Raw genomic sequence first — 17,040 nt, forward strand, 5'->3', positions numbered from 1 at the left:
CCGAGGATGGAATCTGCATGAGCGTACGCACCCGTTTCGCCCCCAGCCCCACCGGCTACCTTCATATCGGCGGTGCCCGAACCGCCTTGTTCAACTGGTTGTATGCGCGCAAACACGGCGGCCGCTTCATTCTCCGGATCGAGGACACCGACCGCGAACGTTCCACCCGCGAATCGGTCAACGCCATCCTGGAAGGGATGACCTGGATGGGACTCGACTACGATGAAGGGCCCCACTTTCAGACCGAGCGCTTTCCCCGCTACCGCGAAGTGATTCAGCGGCTTTTGGACGAGGGCAAGGCTTATCGTTGCTACTGCACCAAGGAAGAGCTGGAAGCCATGCGTCAGGCGCAGATGGCGCGCAAGGAAAAGCCCCGTTACGACGGCCGTTGTCGTCACCGCAGCGAACCGCGGCCCGGCGTCGAGCCGGTGATACGATTCCGCAACCCGGATGAAGGAGCGGTTATCATCGACGACTTGGTCCGCGGGCGGGTGGTGTTCGACAATAAAGAATTGGACGATCTGGTGATTGCCCGTTCCGACGGCACGCCCACTTATAATCTCACTGTGGTGGTGGACGATCTGGATATGGGGCTGACCCATGTCCTCCGCGGCGATGACCATCTCAACAACACCCCGCGCCAGATCAACATCATGCGCGCTTTGGGAGCGGAGCCCCCGCAGTATGCCCACGTCCCCATGATTCTGGGCGAGGATGGTTCTCGTTTGTCCAAGCGGCACGGAGCGGTGAGTGTGCTGGAATACCGCGAGCAGGGGTATTTGCCCGAGGCGCTGCTCAACTATCTGGTCCGCCTGGGTTGGGCCCACGGCGATCAGGAGATCTTCACGGTCGATGAAATGACCGAACTGTTCGACATCAAGGATATCAACAAATCCGCTTCCACCTTCAATCCCGACAAGCTGCTCTGGCTCAACCACCAATACCTGATGCGCGCGGAGCCGCAGCACGTGGCCAACCACCTGCGTTGGCACCTGGGTAAGCTGGGAATCGATCCGGCAGAAGCCGGCCCCGATCCGGTGGCGGTCGTGGTGGCTCAGCGGGAACGTTGCAAGACCCTCAGGGAAATGGCGGCAAACAGCGCTTTTTTCTATCAAGATTTCGAGCAGTACGAAGAAAAGGCGGCGAAGAAAAATTTCAAACCGAGTGCCGTGGCGCCTTTACAGAAACTCCATGAAGGTTTTCAAAGTTTGGCCGATTGGGAGCAGGAAGGGCTGCATCGGGTGGTGGTGGAAACCTCGGAAACCTTGGGTCTGAAGCTGGGCAAAGTCGCCCAACCCTTGCGGGTCGCCTTGGCCGGGACAGCGATATCGCCGCCTATTGACGTCACCCTGTATCTATTGGGACGGGAAAAAACCCTCAACCGAATCGCCGCGGCGATTGAATATATCGAAAAAAATATCGCTAACCCCTAGACAAGAGCTGAATCAGTTTATATAATTCCTTTCTCTCGTGAGGGGCCATAGCTCAGCTGGGAGAGCGCTACAATGGCATTGTAGAGGTCGCCGGTTCGATCCCGGCTGGCTCCACCAAGAGAAAAAAATTTGTCCCCATCGTCTAGCCGGCCTAGGACACAGCCCTTTCAAGGCTGCGACACGGGTTCGAATCCCGTTGGGGACGCCAATTTGGAAAAAGCCCGTCCGTTTTAAACGGCGGGCTTTTTTGTTTCTATCCGCCCCGTTACGCCTATTCAAAAGTTTCAACCGCCTAAGTGCCGTTTAAGAGAGGTAATAAAAAAGGAGGATTCCTCCCCCGGGGATCCGAGGGAAAACGGTCAATATTCCCGCCAAGCTCAGGAAAGGATTTGCCTTGTCTCAATCGTCCGACATTTCCGGCAGCATCGGCGGGATATATTCGGCTTCCTTGATCTCTGCCTCGGGGTGATGGCTTCGGATCAATTGGACGATTTCGTCGGTGCGCGATCTGGGAATGTCCACCAACATCAACAATTCACCCGCTTCGATGGCTTTTTCGTATTTGCGCATTTCCTCGCTGGGAACGGATATTCCGATCATGCTGGAGAACCAGGCCCCCATGGCCGCACCGCCCAGCGTGGTAGCCAGGATCACCGCGCCGCCGGCGGCCACGATTCCGGTGGGCAGCAACACCGCCGCCAGTCCGGCCAGCAGTCCGGTGGCCGAACCGGAGGCCAGGCCGCGTTTGATGGAGGGAATCAGATCGGTTTTCTCCGCTAGGCCCGCTTCCGGCAAATTGTCCAAGGGAACGCCTTCTTTGGCGATGATGTGGATTTCATCCTCTTTGACCCGGGCCACCAATAATTCATCGACGATTTTTCCGGCCAGGTTCACGTCTGGAATCAGTAGTACTAACCTTTGCATGTCGCCCTCCCGTGAAGGATTGTCTGCCTTGCTGAATATGCGTTTTTGGGAAGGTTATTGCAAGGTTTTCCCACAGGAAATAATTGGGTGAATTGATGATCGGTTTCATGTAGCCAAGGGCGCGGTGAGTCGACCAAAATAGAATTTTCCAGCATTGGTATGGTCTCTAAGTAATTTATGTTATTTTTAGCCCCTTTTCATAATGGGCAACACGGCGATGAAAGCACGGATCAAATGGGTGGAAGATGTTTTGTTTTTGGGGGAATCCGGCAGTGGCCACGGTGTGGTGATCGACGGGCCGCCGGAGCACGGCGGCCGCAATTTGGGCGTTCGGCCGATGGAGCTTCTGCTTTTGGGCGTGGGCAGTTGTTCCGCTTTCGACGTGATCCATATTCTCCGCAAAGGGCGTCATCCGGTAAGCGATTGCCGGGTGGAGGTGAGCGCAGAAAGGGCCGAGAATCCGCCCAAAGTATTTACCCGGATTCATTTGCATTTCATTGTGGAGGGGAAAGGACTGAGCGAGGCAGCCGTGAGTCGGGCGGTGCAGTTGTCGGCGGAAAAGTACTGTTCGGCTTCGATCATGCTGGGCAAAGCGGCTGAAGTCAGCCATGACTTCGAGGTCGTCGATCCCGCTCGTTGATGGTCCGCCATCCTTGGCTTCGCACCCAACGGGGCGCAAATTATGCGTCCAACCCGGCTTGGTTGCGGGGGCATCCTGAAGATCCAATTACTTGATGGAGTTTGATACATCGATGGAAAAATTGAAACTGCACGGTTTCAACAATCTGACCAAGAGCCTGAGCTTTAATATTTACGATATTTGCTATACCAGCCCCGCCAATCAGCAAAAATACATCGAATACATCGACGAAGCCTACAATGCCGAGCGCTTGACTCAGATCCTCACCGACGTGGCCGATATCATTGGCGCCCATATCCTCAATATCGCACGCCAGGATTACGATCCCCAGGGAGCGAGCGTCACCATGCTGATTTCCGAGGATCCGGTCGGTTACAAGGTAGCCAACACCCAGGCGCCCGGTCCTTTGCCGGAGACGGTACTGGCTCATTTGGACAAGAGCCACATTACCGTTCACACGTACCCGGAAAGCCATCCCCATTTCGGTATCAGTACCTTCCGAGCCGATATCGATGTTTCCACGTGCGGCCGGATTTCGCCGCTGAAGGCGCTCAATTATCTGATTCACAGCTTCGAATCCGATATCGTCACCATGGACTATCGGGTGCGCGGTTTCACCCGCGACGTCAGCGGCTCCAAGCTGTTCATCGATCACGAGATCACCTCGATCCAAAGCTTTCTCGCCGAGGATACCAAGGCGCGTTATCAAATGATCGATGTCAACGTCTATCAAGAAAAAATCTTTCACACCAAGATGATGTTGAAGGAGTTCAACCTGGACGATTATCTGTTTGCTCCGGATGACGTCTTGCTGACGGAAGACGAGCGCGAGGAAGTGCAGGAAAAGGTGCGCCAGGAGATGGCGGAAATTTTTTACGGGCGCAATTACGCACTCTGAATCGCCATTTCTCCAGCGTTTGAGGTTTGCTTCCGGGTTGGGCTAAACTGATTGATCCCCGGCGTGATCGGGGGCGGGTTTAGGTTGGCGGCTCCCTTTCGACGAAAATGATAAAAGCAAAGCCGTTTTGGTGAGTCCCTTCGATCCGGCGGGCGTGCATCCGGTGACGCACCTTCGGGAATGGGGGACTAAACGGCTCCGATTGCTGTCCTCCGATGTCTCTCGGGAAAGGAATTGAACCCCGTCTTTTTTATAGCTATCGAAGGACGCCCGATACGGGGAGCCGCCCAAGTTTGGACGAGCTGTGGAGGAGTGTAATCGTGTTTCCTCGTTTAGCTAGCGATGGGCCGGGTAGATGAAGCGCCTGCGTCGGGAAAGGAATGCAGTACAACAAATGGAGGAAAGCGTGACAAGTGAACAGGGATCGGGGCAAGGCATTGTCCTAAAGGACCAGGTGCGGATCGCCGTGGAACAGTATTTCACCCAACTCGACGGCCAAATGGTGGCGGGTTTGCATGCCATGGTCATCGCCGAAGTGGAAAAGCCCTTGCTCGAAACCGTCTTGAATCACACTGGCGGCAATCAAAGTAAGGCCGCCCAGGTGCTGGGAATGAGCCGCAGCACCCTGCGCAAGAAAATGCAATCATATGGGATCGAATGAAATGCACAAGGTAAAGCGCGCGCTGGTGAGCGTGACCGATAAAACCGGTATTGTCGAATTTTGTGAAGGCTTGAGGGGGCTGGGAATCGAGATCCTCTCCACCGGAGGGACCGCCAGGCTGCTCCAGGAGCACGGGGTTTCCGTGATCGAGGTGGCCGATTATACGGGGTTTCCGGAAATCATGGCCGGAAGGGTCAAGACGCTGCATCCCAAAATCCACGGGGGCATTCTCGGTCGGCGCGGGGTGGACGATGCGGTCATGGCCGAACACGGCATCCAACCCATCGATCTGGTGGTGATCAATTTATATCCCTTCACCGACGTGATCCGACGACCGGATTGCGATTTCAACACCGCGATCGAAAATATCGACATCGGTGGGCCCGCCATGATTCGGGCGGCGGCCAAAAATCATGCCGAAGTGGGCGTGGTGGTGGATCCCGCCGACTATGATCGGGTATTGGAGGCACTTCGCCTCAATCTGAGCGTCCTTCCCGATGCGCTGCGCCCGGAGCTGGCCGCCACCGCCTTCCAGCACACCGCTCGCTACGACAGCGCCATCGCCGCCTATTTGGAAAAAGCCATTCATGCCGATTCGGGCATGCCGGCCACGTTGAATCTGAGTGCGCGCAAAGCGCGCGATCTTCGCTACGGCGAGAATCCTCATCAACAAGCGGCGCTTTATCGGATCGACGAACCTCCTGCCGGCACCCTCGGCCATGCCCGCCTGATTCAAGGCAAGCCCTTGTCCTACAATAATCTGGCCGATGCGGATGGTGCCCTCGAATGCGTGAAATCCTTCAACGTTGGCCGGCCGGCGTGTGTGATCGTCAAACATGCCAACCCCTGTGGCGTGGCCCAGGCGGATAGCCTGCTCAAGGCATATGAGTTGGCGTACGCCACCGATTCCATGTCGGCTTTCGGCGGAATCATCGCTTTCAACCGGACGTTGGACGAAGCCACCGCCCACGCGATTCTCGAGCGCCAGTTCGTGGAGGTGATCCTGGCCCCCAGCGTGACCGAAGCGGCCCAAGCGGCGCTCACCGCCAAGCCCAATGTGCGCGTTTTGGCTTGCGGGATGTGGCAGAAGCTGCAGAAGGGGCTTGAGTTCAAGTGTATCTCCGGAGGGTTGTTGGTCCAGGACAAGGATATCGCCGTGGTCGACCGGGAAACGCTCCAGCCGGTCACCCGGCGTCAGCCCGGTCCTCAGGAGTTGGAAGACTTATTGTTCGCCTGGCGGGTGGCCAAATACGTCAAGTCCAATGCCATCGTCTACGCCCGGGAAGGCCGGACCATCGGCATCGGCGCCGGACAAATGAGCCGGGTATGGTCGGCCCGGATCGGCATTCAAAAAGCCGAGGAAACGGGCTTGACGGTCGCCGGCTCGGTCATGGCTTCGGAGGCTTTCTTCCCCTTCCGAGACAGCGTGGATTCGGCCGCCTCAGCCGGGGTGACCGCGATCATTCAGCCGGGTGGTTCGATCCGCGACAAGGAGGTGATCGCCGCCGCCGACGAAGCCGGTATCGCCATGGTATTCACCGGCGTTCGTCATTTCCGGCACTGAATGTTTATTTTCGCATCACCATCGGCCCCAGGGATCGCCCGCCGAGCAGATGCAAATGGAGGTGAAAAACTTCCTGGCCGCCGTGTTGGTTGCAGTTGATGATCAAGCGGTAACCGTCATCGTCGATGCCTTCCTGTTGGGCCAATTGCTTCGCCACATAGAGCATATGGCCCAAGAGCGGTTCATCCTCGGGTTGAACGTCGTTGAGGGTCGGGATCGATCGGTTGGGGACGATCAAGACATGGGTAGGGGCCGCCGGCCGGATGTCCCGGAAGGCGGTGACTTGCTCGTCGCGGTAGACGATGTCGGCGGAAAGATCGCCGTTGACGATTTTCTCGAAAATAGTGGCCATCGATTACTCCTCGTGGTTGCCTGATTGGGCCTGCGATTGAAACAGGCGCAGGTACTGGCCGTAGCCTTCTTTTTCCAGTTCCTCCTTGGGAATGAAGCGCAGCGCCGCCGAGTTGATGCAGTAGCGCAGTCCGGTGGGCGGCGGACCGTCGTTGAATACGTGACCCAAATGGGAATCGGCATGCCGGCTGCGTACTTCGGTGCGGCGCGAGAACCAGCTTCGGTCCTCGCGTTCGACGATGTTGTCCGGCTCCAGGGGCTGGGTGAAGCTGGGCCAGCCGGTACCCGAATCGAATTTGTCCAGGGAGCTGAACAAGGGCTCGCCGGAAACGATATCCACGTAGATGCCCTCGCGCTTGTTATCCCAGTATTTATTCTTAAAAGGCGGTTCGGTGCCGTTTGCCTGGGTCACTTCATACTGCAGCGGGGTCAGCTGTCGTTTCAACTCCCCGGAAGCAGGTTTTTGAAAATCGCTGTTATCCATTTCCTCGTTCCAAGTCTTGTGGAGATATTGGTCGCGCCCCGAGTTTAGCCGGTAGAACCGGTAGCGAATGGGGTGGGTGCGGTAATAATCCTGATGATAGTTCTCGGCCGGGTAGAACTTCGTCAGCGGCAGGATCTCGGTGACCACGGGGCGGTCGAAGAGGCCCGTGGCTTCCAGGGCGCGTTTGGAGTCCTCGGCGATGCGTTTTTGCGCCTCGTCGTGGTAGAAAATCGCGGTACGGTATTGGGGGCCGCGGTCGACGAATTGACCGCCGGGATCGGTGGGATTGACGTGGCGCCAGAATACCTCCACCAGTTCCGCGTAGCCGATTTTGTCCGGATCGAAGCGGACTTGGACCGCTTCCAGGTGACCGGTGGTGCCATTGGATACCTGTTCATAGGTGGGGTTTTCCACGTCTCCTCCGGTATAACCGGAAACCACTTCCACCACCCCTTCGGTTTTTTCCATATCGGCTTCCAGGCACCAAAAGCAGCCGCCGGCGAAGGTGGCCTTTTGGAGCTTTTCCGGGGAGTGTTTCGGCTTGGAGGAAGAGGTCATATTGGCGCTCCCGTTGAAAGATAGAAATATCAGAATCAATCCGATGAATAAGGTAGGAAATAGATTTCGCATGGTCAATCCTCCCGGTAGCGGGTATGGAGGCAGTTTAGGGAAGTTCCCGGTGGCGCACCAGTACCGAATAGGGCGAGGAGGAAAAAATATTCCCCAACTTTTCCGCCAGATAGACAGAGCGGTGTTGGCCGCCGGTACAGCCGATGGCAACGGTGAGATAGCTGCGGTTCTGATCCCGGAAGTGCGGCAACCAATGATCGAGAAAAGCTTGAATCTGGGTGAGAAATGCGCCCGTCAGGGGAAGACTTTGCAGATATTCGGCCACCGGCCGGTCGCGACCGGTGAGGGGACGAAGCTTGGGCTCCCAATGGGGGTTAGGCAGGCAGCGGGCGTCGAAGATGAAGTCGGCGTCCAAGGGAATGCCTTGCTTGAAGCCGAATGAGGTGAAGCACAAGGACAACTGCTGGCTGTCTTTTTCACCCAAGCGGGCACGAACCAGTTCGCGCAATTGATGAATATTGGTGTGGCTGGTATCGATCATCAGATCGGCCTGGGCGGCGATGGGTTCCAACAAAGCGTTTTCCCGTTGAATGGCGTCGGCGGGCGGCAGGTCGGCGGTATGGCTCAAAGGGTGCTTGCGCCGGGTTTCGCTGTAGCGGTTAAGCAGGATCTGGGGGGCGGCCTTGAGGAACAGGATGCGATAGGGGATGGTGAATTGCTTGAAGATCTCCAGTACCTGACAGAACAGATTGACGTCGCCGCTGAGATTGCGACAGTCGATGCTGATGGCGGTCTTTCCGGGCTGGCTTCCGAATTCCCGCACGAAGGGTTCGATCAGCCGCACCGGCAGGTTGTCGATGCAATAGTAGCCGCAGTCCTCAAGGGTGCTGAGGGCGATACTCTTGCCGGAACCGGACAGACCGCTGACGATGATCAGTTCCATTACAGAAGGCGCTTGCGTTGACTGGACGAGGGGATATGCATGGACTCGCGGTACTTGGCCACCGTGCGGCGGGCCACGTTGATGCCCTTTTCCTGGAGGAGCGCGGCGATTTTCAAGTCGCTCAAGGGTTTGGCGGGGTTTTCGTGTTCCACCAACTCCTTGATGAACGCCTTGATGGCCGTGGCCGAACACTCCCCGCCGGATTGGGTGGACACATGGCTGGAGAAGAAAAACTTGAACTCGTAGATGCCGTTGGGGGTATGCATGTATTTGTTGGTGGTCACTCGCGAGATGGTGGATTCGTGCATGTTCAGTTCCTCCGCCACATCCCGCAGGATCATCGGCTTCATGGCGATTTCGCCGTGTTCGAGAAACTCTTTCTGTCTATCGACGATGCAGCGGGCCACTCGGAGCAAGGTTTCGCTCCGGCTTTGCAGGCTGCGCAGGAACCAGCGCGCCTCTTGCAAGTGGGTCTTCATGCTGACGTTATCCTCGCTGCGATCGGCCCGTTTGATCATGTTGGAATAAAACGGATTGATGCGCAGTTTGGGGGCGATTTCCGGATTGAGCGACACTTCCCAGCGGCCGTTTTGCTTGAATACGAAGACATCCGGAATGACGTACTGGGCTTCTTCGCTATCGAAGGCGGTCCCCGGGCGAGGATTGAGGGAGCGAATCAATTCCAGGATGCCTTCCAGTTGGCGATCGTCCAGTTCCAGGTTTTTTTTGAGAGCGGACGCGTTTTGCTTGCCTAGCGCTTCTAAATGCTGGTCGACGATGTGCAAGGCTTGTTCCCGCCAGGGCGTATCCTCGGGCAATTGCCGCAACTGGATCGCCAGGCATTCGCTCAGGTTCGAGGCCGCCACCCCGGCTGGGTCGAAATTTTGAATTTGGTGCAAAACCGCTTGGACCTCGTCGAGTTCCAGGTCCGTCAATTGCTGGGCCAAATTCCGGTGAATTTCTTCCACCGAGCTTTCCAAATAACCATCCGGTTTGATGAGGTCGATGATCGCAGTGGCGATAATGGCATCCCGCTCGCTGAAGTGGGCCATTTCCATCTGCCACTCCAGATGTTCGTGCAAGCTCTCCGGGGTGCTCCGCTGGAAAAGGAAATCGCTGTCCGATTCATCCGGCCCCAGAGTGGAGTATACGTTGTCGTAGACATCTTCCCACCCTACATCCAAGGGTAATTCCTCGGGAATCGATTCGGAAGGTTTGGTACGCGGCTCCTCCGGGGCGGAAGAGGTGTTCCCGTCCTGGCCGGAAGTGCGGTCTTCGTCCGCCAGCTCCAGCATGATGTTGGACTCCAGCACCTCCTGAATTTCCTGCTTGAGTTCTATGGAAGACAACTGCAACAAACGGATTGCCTGCTGCAGCTGAGGAGTCATGGTAAGCTGCTGGCCCAGGCGTAACTGCAGGCTTTGCTTCATAAGTCGTCCGTCGTTCTTAAACGATGTGCACTAAAATTATTCAGGCTATTGTAGCTGATCCACCGAGGCAGGGGACAAGTTGTCCTCGGTCTCCGAATAAATTATGACGAAGGGCGACCGGGATGGTTCTATTTCGACGTTTGCTATGGTTGATCGTCATGTTGGCGGTGATCGGGATCGGTGTGGCGTTCGGTTTGTTGCGCGCCGGCTTGGCCACCCTGGACGGTGAGCTTAGCGTGGCGACCGGCCTGGAGAAGACGGTAAGCATTAAGCGCGACGCCCACGGGGTGCCGACCGTACGAGGCGCGAGCCGGGCCGATTTGGCCTTCGCGACCGGATTTTTGCACGCCCAGGACCGATTCTTTCAGATGGATCTGCTGCGGCGCCGGGCGGGGGGCGAATTGTCGGAATTGTTCGGGTCGGCGGCGCTGGAAGCGGATCGCGCCGCCCGAGTGCATCGCTTCCGCGCCCGGGCGCGCCAAGCGCTGCAACTGCTCCCTCGATCTCAACGAAAGATTCTGCGCGCCTATGCCGAAGGAGTGAACGCCGGTTTAAAAGAACTCACCGCGGCGCCTCCGGAATATCTTCTCTTGATGTCCCGCCCGCGACCTTGGGCGGTGGAAGACGGCTTGCTGACGGGCTATGCCATGTATCTGGTACTCCAAGGGGAGGCGCTGGAGAGGGAGACCGCCCTCGGCGTTCTGTACGACGTTTGGGGACCTGAATTGTACGCATTCCTCGCCCCTCTCGGGACTTCCTGGGATGCGCCCCTGGACGGCGGTCGGATGCTTGTTCCGCTCATGCCGGGATCGGACATTGTCGATCTCGGTGTACAACAAGCGTCGTCTTTCCTGTCCGCCTCGCAACGGCGCCCCGGGCCCGGCAGCAATGCCTGGGCGGTGAGCGGGGTATTGGCCGAGAGCGGCGCCGCCATGGTCGCCAACGACATGCATCTCCCCTTGGGGTTGCCCAATACCTGGTATCGCTTGTCGCTGGTACTCGAAGAAGACGGCGCCGAACGGCGCGTGACCGGCGTTTCCCTGCCGGGGACGCCGCTGGTGGTGGCCGGCAGCAACGGCAAGGTGGCGTGGGGCTTTACCAACAGCTACATCGATCTCATGGACCTGGTGGCGATCGATTCGATTCCGGATTACCCGGATGCCTATCTGACTCCGGACGGTCCCGAACCCTTTGTGCGCCACGAGGAGACCATCCGGATCCGCGGGGTTCCCGATGAGCAAATCATTATCCGCGAGACCCGCTGGGGGCCGGTCATCGGCCGCGACCATCGGGGTCGGGAACTCGCCCTGCATTGGGTGGCGCACGAACATGTCCCCATGGACCTCGGCCTGCTCGGCTTGGAACGGGTCGACGATGTGAGGGAAGGCGTGGCCGTCGCCCAGCGCACTCGAATCCCGACTCAGAATATCCTCCTGGCCGATGCCGACGGCGCCATCGCCTGGACTTTGGCCGGACCCATTCCGCGCCGCTCGCCGGGCGATACCCGCCGTCCCCGCAGTTGGCGCGCGGGACTGGGTTGGGATGGATGGCTCGCCCCGTCGGAGATTCCCCAAATCGTGGAGCCCGACGGCGGACGGCTTTGGTCGGCCAACGCCCGCGCCGTGTCCGGAGACGCCTATGCCCGCCTGGGCAACGGCGGTTATTATCTGGGCGCCCGTGCCGCTCAGATCCGCGACGATCTGCGCGCTGGCGAGCATTTCGCCGAGGCGGATATGCTGTCCATCCAGCTCGACGATCGGGCACTGTTTCTTCAACGCTGGCGGCGGTTGTTCTTGGAAACCATGTCCCGCCTTTCCGAAGCGCCGCCGGCGGTGATGGAGGCGGTGCAAATCGACAGCGGCCGCGCCGCGGCGGATTCGGTGGGTTACCGCCTGGTGCGCGCCTTCCGCAACGCAGTCTATGAACGCGCCTTCGCCCCCTTCGCCGCCGCTTGCGTGAAAGCCGATCCCACATTCGATTGGAGCGCGATTCCCCAAACCGAAGGACCCCTTTGGCGGATGGTGAGCATGCGGCCGCCTCACTTGCTCAATCCGCGCTTCGCCTCATGGCGGGAGCTGCTTTCAGATGCCGCCCAAGCCGTCATCGCCGCCGCCGAAGCGGCGCCGCAGAAATACACCTGGGGTGCCTACAACACCGTGCAGATTCGTCATCCCCTCGGTCGTCAATCCGCTTTGCTCGGCGCCTGGCTGAATCTTCCTCCCTTGCCGCTGCCGGGCGACCGCCATATGCCGCGGGTGCAGACGCCCAGCTTCGGCGCTTCCATGCGGATGGCGGTGGCGCCGGGACACGAATCGGAGGGCTTGTTCCACATGCCCGGCGGGCAGAGCGGCCATCCTCTGTCGCCGTATTACACCGACGGCTATGCCGACTGGGCCGAGGGTAGGGAAGCGCCGTTCCTGCCCGGGCCGGCGCGGCACGTCCTGCGACTGCGGCCTAGGCATCCTCCAGGCGCCGCGCCAAGCGGGTGATTCGCCGCCCGGCCTTGCGATTGCGCACCGCCATGCCCAGGGCCTTGGGCTCGGCGATCACCACCACCAGCTTTTTGCCCCGAGTGACCGCGGTATAAAGGAGATTCCGTTCCAGCAGGAGGTAATGCTGCATTCCTAAAGGAATCACCACCGCCGGATATTCGGAACCTTGCGCTTTGTGGATGCTGGCCGCATAAGCGAGCGTGACTTCGTCCAGTTCGGACAGGTCGTATTCCACCCGGCGGCCGTCGAAATTCACCGCCACCAGGCTTTGTTCCAGGTCGATCTGGTCGATGCGACCGATGTCGCCGTTGAATACTTCCTTGTCGTAATTGTTGACCCGCTGGATCACCTTGTCTCCCGGGGCGAAGTCGATGCCGAATTTGGTCACTTTGGGCCCGCTTTCCCCGTTCAGCCGCGCCTGGAGTTCGGCGTTGAGGGCGCGCACGCCGAGGCCGCCGCGGTTCATGGGCGCCAGGACCTGGATGTCGTCGATGGGATGAAAACCGAAGCGCCGCGGGATGCGTTCGGTCACCACCTGGATCAGCTTGGCGAACAGATCCTCGGCCGAATCGGCGTGGATCAAATGAAAATCGCTGCTGGAATCGCGCTTGGCGATCGGCGATTCGCCCCGGTTGATCCGGTGGGCGTTGACGATGATTCTCGAGCGGGAAGCCTGGCGGAAAATTTCGGTGAGCCGCACCGTGGCGATCGCGCCCGAATCGATCAGATCGGCCAGCACCGCGCCGGGGCCGACCGAAGGCAATTGATCCACGTCGCCGACAACGAGGACGCCGGCGCGATCCGGCACGGCCTTGAGGAGCTGATTCATCAGCACCACATCCATCATGGAGGCCTCGTCGATCACCAACAGATCCCCCTCCAGGGGATGGGTGTCGTCGTGCTTGAAGCGATAGGCCTTGGGGTCGAATTCCAGCAGACGGTGGATCGTCTTCGCCTCGATCCCGGTGGTTTCGCTCAGCCGCTTGGCCGCCCGTCCGGTGGGGGCGCACAACAGCACCCACATATGCTTGGCCCGGAGGATCTTGAGCAGACTGTTGACCAAGGTGGTCTTGCCGACGCCGGGACCGCCGGTGACGATGCTCACCTTGTGGTCGAGCATGGTGGCCACCGCCTGGCGCTGGGAGGCGGACAGGGTCAGCCCGGTTTTTTCCTCCACCCAGGGGATGGCTTTTGCCGCTTCGATTTTCCCCCAGGGCGGCATGCCGCACATCAGTCTCCTGAGATGCTCCGCGCAACCGACTTCCGCACGATAGAGGGGCGTCAGGTAAATCAGTTCCCCGGATCGGGCGGCCTCATCGGGGCTTGTCGCATCCGCCGTCAGATTGTCGTCGGCCAGTTCCGCGTCGATGGCTTCGGCGATGGTCGCTTCCTGAATTTCCAGCAGTTGGCACGCTTCGGAAACCAGTTTTTCCCGAGGTGCCGCGCAGTGACCCTGTTCGGACCATAGCTGCAGGGCATGGCGAACCCCGGCGCGCGCCCGGAGCATGGAGTCTTCGGGAATGCCGAGCTTCCGGGCCAGGCGATCGGCGGTCTTGAAGCCGATCCCCCAGATGTCCAGCGCCAGGTGGTAGGGATTCTCGGTGACTTTGGCGATGGCTCGGTCGCCGTAGGTCTTGTAAATGCGCACCGCCCGCGAAGTGCCCACGCCGTGGGACTGGAGGAATACCGTGATGTCCCGGATCACCTTCTGCTCGGCCCACGCTTCCATCACCCGTTCCCGCCGCTTGGGGCCGATGCCTTCCAGTTCCTCCAGGCGCTCGGGGGTTTGCTCGATCACGTCGAACACCGCCTCCCCGAAGGCGCGGACCAATTTTTTGGCGAAATGGGGACCGATGCCCTTGACTAGCCCTGAGGCCAAGTATTTTTCGATGCCTTCTAGGGTGGATGGGGGAACGATTTTCAGATGATCCGCCTTGAATTGCAGGCCGTGGTTGCGGTCGTTGATCCAATGGCCGAAGGCGTCCAGGTATTCCCCGGGCGTGACGCTCGCAGCAAGACCGACGACGGTCACCAGATCCCGCTGCCCCCGGACTTTGACCCGCAAGACACAGAATCCCGTTTCCTCGCTGTGGAAAGTGACCCGCTCGATCGCGCCGGACAGATGCTCGCGCGGTTCGCTGGGTTCGGAAGGTGAGGAGGACGGCATATGGGGTTGTCGGCCTGGAGAAAGTGGCGGTTAAAAATCCAATTGTTCGAAGGAAAGTTCGAGTGCATCCGCTACTCGGCGCAGGGTGGATTTGCGCGGGCGTTTGGAGGTTTCAAGTTGGGCGAACGCCGCTTGAGTGACCCCCATACGCCTGGCGACTTCCGCTTGCGTCTGCCCCAGATACTCGCGCCAGGCCCGTATCGGGGTCAGGTTATCCTCAACCATCATCCCGACCACCTCGTTGGGGATCAACGGGTGCTCGAGGTCATACCGCTTCCGGAACTCTTCATAGGGGATCACCACAAAGGCCGGCTTGCCGTCCGAGCCAAGAATGGTCTGGAACTTAATAGGTTCGTTCATTGCGCTTTCTCACCTCTTCAGTCGAAACAACTCTGATTTCCCCGTCGAACTCGAAGAACACTCGCCAATTGCCCACTCGAAGTCGGTAGGTATAATCATGATTAGTCAGGCGTCTAACGCCTGTGCAGTTCGGGAAATCGCGCAGCGTCTGTGTTTCGCGATAAATGCGCTTCTGTATGGTGACATCCTTGATTTTGCGAAGCTGCCGAGTTGCTCTGACCGTCCATTTGAGCGTATTCATAGCATGAATTATAAGTCTTCAATAAGCTTTATAACACCCGTAATAAGGGTTGGGGTGCCCGAATTTAGGAAGCGCCCCTTTTTTCAGTGAGGCTTTCGTAATGAGCGGTTGCTGTGACGACAATTGTGCGCTAGACGCCCTTCGGCAAAGGCAGCGGGGCACCCTGCGAGTGGTGCTCGCCATCAATGTCCTCATGTTCCTGGTCATCGTGGCGGCGGCGCTTTATGGCCGGTCGACGGCTTTACTGGCGGACAGCTTGGACAACCTCGGGGACGCCCTGACCTACGGCCTCAGTTTGTATGCCGTCTCCAGGGGCGCCGCGACAAAAGCCAGGGTCGCGCTATTCAAGGGCGGGTTGATTTTCCTGGCGGCGTGTGCCGTCGCCGCCCAGATCGTCTACAAACTCTATGTCCCCAGCATCCCCATATTTGAAGTCATGGGCGCATTCAGCCTGCTCGCCCTGGTCGCCAATTCCCTCTGCCTTTACCTGCTCTGGCGACATCGCCACGAAGACGTGAATATGCGTTCGGTGTGGGAGTGCTCGCGCAACGACATCGCCACCAATCTTTCCGTGTTCGTGGCCGCCAGCGCGGTCTGGCTCACCGGATCGGGCTGGCCCGATATCGGGGTCGCGCTGGGCCTTCTGTGGCTCCTGATGCGTTCGTCGATACGGGTGATTTCCTCGGGACTGGCGGAGCTTCGACGGAGCTCCTAACAATACCAGCAACAGACATAACCGCAAGCGGCGTTCCTCGTTGCGCTGCTCATTGCAGCAGGGTATGGTCAACATTGGCTGAAGACGGGACTCGACACACTCGACATGCTGCAAGCCGGCATCTCATAAGGAGGAAAGAGGCAATTTGACTTATTATTTGGTCAAAATCGCGGTCACGACGCTCCTGATCGTGGCGATATCCGAGGTGGCCAAATGGAGCTCGCTGGTTGGCGCCATCCTGGCCTCGATTCCACTAGTTTCGGTGCTCGGAATGATCTGGCTTTATATCGACACTCGGGACGTCGCCAAGGTCGGCGAACTGGCCTCGAGCGTGTTCTGGCTGGTTCTCCCTTCATTGGCCCTATTCGTGACATTGCCGCTATTATTGAAGCATGGCGTTAACTTCTATCTCAGCATGGGTATTTCCATCGTAATCACCGTCGGATGCTATTTTCTCATGGTCTCGCTCCTGAATTACTGCGGCGTGAAGCTATGAATGATTGTTCAAAAGAAGCGTACTCTTTTTCCGATGGAAACTAGCCTGACCTTGACCAACATGGCCACCCTGGCTGGCATCATGGTTCTCGGGGCACTGGCTCCGAGCGTTAGCGTCTTGGCCGTTTCGGCCAGATCCGCGACGCTGGGTTTTTCCCACGGCGTTCTGACCTCCGCCGGCATTGTGGTCGGCGACATCGTTTTTATACTCGTTGCCATCTACGGCCTGTCGCTTCTGACGGATTGGATGGGCAGTCATTTTGCTTTGATCGAGTATCTGGGCGGGGCGTATCTGATTTGGCTGGGGGTCATGCTTTGCCTATCGAAACCCAATGCCGGGGGAGTGGAAGGAAGAGTTAGGACCGCCATGCCTTCGAGCTTTCTGACAGGTCTGCTGATTACACTGGCCGACCAGAAAGTGATCTTGTTTTACCTCGGTTTTTTTTCGGCATTTGTGGATGTGTCCACCCTTTCTTTTTTGGATACCGGCATTATTTTGGCAATCGCTACCGTCGCAGTCGGTGGGCCGAAGATTTTCTATGCATTTATGGCGGATAGGGCCGGGTTTGGTTTTAGAAACTCAAAATCGATTCGAGCCATCAATGTTACCGCTGGGAGTATGATTGTCGGGATTGGGAGCTTCTTATGGCTAAGATAGCTAAACCTATCGAT

At 58.4% G+C, this 17,040-nt stretch carries 17 protein-coding genes and 2 tRNA genes; 11 read left to right on the top strand and 8 right to left on the bottom strand.

The features are described 5' to 3' along the window. The first annotated feature begins 17 nt into the window (after positions 1 to 17). The 3 genes from gltX to H035_RS0104225 all read left to right on the top strand — a co-directional run bounded on the left by gltX (position 18) and on the right by H035_RS0104225 (position 1,641). A complete protein-coding gene (gltX, locus tag H035_RS0104215; RefSeq protein ID WP_022947752.1) occupies positions 18 to 1,433 on the top strand; it encodes a glutamate--tRNA ligase in 1,416 nt (471 codons plus the stop codon). A gap of 41 nt (positions 1,434 to 1,474) precedes the next feature. Beyond that, a tRNA-Ala gene (locus H035_RS0104220) sits at positions 1,475 to 1,550 on the top strand. A gap of 14 nt (positions 1,551 to 1,564) precedes the next feature. Beyond that, positions 1,565 to 1,641, top strand: a tRNA-Glu gene (locus H035_RS0104225). A 191-nt stretch (positions 1,642 to 1,832) separates the two neighbouring features. Here H035_RS0104225 and H035_RS18110 read toward each other — a convergent pair. Further along, the gene (locus H035_RS18110) at positions 1,833 to 2,357 is read right to left on the bottom strand and encodes a hypothetical protein (protein ID WP_022947753.1); all 525 of its coding nucleotides are present in this window, start codon (positions 2,355 to 2,357) and stop codon (positions 1,833 to 1,835) included. Between the two features lie 217 nt (positions 2,358 to 2,574). On the opposite strand from H035_RS18110, the gene H035_RS0104235 reads away from it, so the two are divergent. From H035_RS0104235 to purH, 4 genes are all read left to right on the top strand, one after another. Then, positions 2,575 to 2,997, top strand: coding sequence for an OsmC family protein (locus tag H035_RS0104235; RefSeq protein ID WP_022947754.1), 423 nt, complete (start codon positions 2,575 to 2,577; stop codon positions 2,995 to 2,997). A 112-nt stretch (positions 2,998 to 3,109) separates the two neighbouring features. After that, positions 3,110 to 3,895, top strand: a complete 786-nt coding sequence (gene speD / locus H035_RS0104240) for an adenosylmethionine decarboxylase (protein WP_022947755.1) — start codon at positions 3,110 to 3,112, stop codon at positions 3,893 to 3,895. A 406-nt stretch (positions 3,896 to 4,301) separates the two neighbouring features. After that, complete coding sequence (locus tag H035_RS0104245; protein ID WP_235044537.1) at positions 4,302 to 4,556, top strand: helix-turn-helix domain-containing protein; 255 nt, start codon at positions 4,302 to 4,304, stop codon at positions 4,554 to 4,556. Between the two features lies 1 nt (position 4,557). Then, on the top strand, positions 4,558 to 6,120 hold the full coding sequence (purH, locus tag H035_RS0104250; protein WP_022947757.1) for a bifunctional phosphoribosylaminoimidazolecarboxamide formyltransferase/IMP cyclohydrolase: 1,563 nt from the start codon (positions 4,558 to 4,560) through the stop codon (positions 6,118 to 6,120). A 4-nt stretch (positions 6,121 to 6,124) separates the two neighbouring features. On the opposite strand, the gene H035_RS0104255 is transcribed toward purH, so the two are convergent. The 4 genes from H035_RS0104255 to H035_RS0104270 form a co-directional block, all read right to left on the bottom strand. Then, positions 6,125 to 6,472: an HIT domain-containing protein gene (locus tag H035_RS0104255; RefSeq protein WP_022947758.1), complete on the bottom strand. Its 348-nt coding sequence runs from the start codon at positions 6,470 to 6,472 to the stop codon at positions 6,125 to 6,127. Positions 6,473 to 6,475: 3 nt separating this feature from the next. Continuing rightward, positions 6,476 to 7,513, bottom strand: coding sequence for a peptide-methionine (R)-S-oxide reductase MsrB (msrB, locus tag H035_RS22710; RefSeq protein WP_200861525.1), 1,038 nt, complete (start codon positions 7,511 to 7,513; stop codon positions 6,476 to 6,478). Positions 7,514 to 7,619: 106 nt separating this feature from the next. Next, on the bottom strand, positions 7,620 to 8,468 hold the full coding sequence (gene rapZ, locus H035_RS0104265; RefSeq protein WP_022947760.1) for an RNase adapter RapZ: 849 nt from the start codon (positions 8,466 to 8,468) through the stop codon (positions 7,620 to 7,622). Then, the gene (locus tag H035_RS0104270; RefSeq protein WP_022947761.1) at positions 8,468 to 9,898 is read right to left on the bottom strand and encodes an RNA polymerase factor sigma-54; all 1,431 of its coding nucleotides are present in this window, start codon (positions 9,896 to 9,898) and stop codon (positions 8,468 to 8,470) included. Before H035_RS0104270 ends, rapZ begins: the two co-directional genes overlap by 1 nt. Positions 9,899 to 10,020: 122 nt before the next feature. On the opposite strand from H035_RS0104270, the gene H035_RS0104275 reads away from it, so the two are divergent. Beyond that, positions 10,021 to 12,387, top strand: coding sequence for a penicillin acylase family protein (locus tag H035_RS0104275; RefSeq protein ID WP_022947762.1), 2,367 nt, complete (start codon positions 10,021 to 10,023; stop codon positions 12,385 to 12,387). Here the strand turns inward: H035_RS0104275 and recD2 are convergent. From recD2 to H035_RS21210, 3 genes are read right to left on the bottom strand one after another with little or no spacing between them, the layout of a single operon-like run. Beyond that, on the bottom strand, positions 12,353 to 14,557 hold the full coding sequence (recD2, locus tag H035_RS0104280) for an SF1B family DNA helicase RecD2 (RefSeq protein ID WP_022947763.1): 2,205 nt from the start codon (positions 14,555 to 14,557) through the stop codon (positions 12,353 to 12,355). The two genes, H035_RS0104275 and recD2, sit on opposite strands and share 35 nt — an antisense overlap. Positions 14,558 to 14,587: 30 nt before the next feature. Next, positions 14,588 to 14,917 (bottom strand): helix-turn-helix domain-containing protein, encoded by a 330-nt coding sequence (locus tag H035_RS0104285; RefSeq protein WP_022947764.1) that lies wholly within the window; start codon positions 14,915 to 14,917, stop codon positions 14,588 to 14,590. Next, complete coding sequence (locus tag H035_RS21210) at positions 14,901 to 15,158, bottom strand: type II toxin-antitoxin system RelE family toxin (protein WP_084684827.1); 258 nt, start codon at positions 15,156 to 15,158, stop codon at positions 14,901 to 14,903. Before H035_RS21210 ends, H035_RS0104285 begins: the two co-directional genes overlap by 17 nt. A 100-nt stretch (positions 15,159 to 15,258) precedes the next feature. On the opposite strand from H035_RS21210, the gene H035_RS0104290 reads away from it, so the two are divergent. From H035_RS0104290 to H035_RS0104300, 3 genes are all read left to right on the top strand, one after another. Further along, a complete protein-coding gene (locus H035_RS0104290) occupies positions 15,259 to 15,873 on the top strand; it encodes a cation transporter (RefSeq protein ID WP_022947765.1) in 615 nt (204 codons plus the stop codon). A 145-nt stretch (positions 15,874 to 16,018) separates the two neighbouring features. Continuing rightward, a complete protein-coding gene (locus H035_RS0104295; RefSeq protein WP_022947766.1) occupies positions 16,019 to 16,369 on the top strand; it encodes a DUF3147 family protein in 351 nt (116 codons plus the stop codon). Continuing rightward, positions 16,370 to 17,026 carry a LysE family translocator gene (locus tag H035_RS0104300; protein WP_022947767.1) on the top strand — a complete coding sequence of 219 codons (657 nt, stop codon included), beginning with the start codon at positions 16,370 to 16,372 and terminating at the stop codon, positions 17,024 to 17,026. The last annotated feature ends 14 nt before the right edge of the window (positions 17,027 to 17,040 follow it).

The organism is Methylohalobius crimeensis 10Ki, assembly GCF_000421465.1.
Taxonomy (GTDB): domain Bacteria; phylum Pseudomonadota; class Gammaproteobacteria; order Methylococcales; family Methylothermaceae; genus Methylohalobius; species Methylohalobius crimeensis.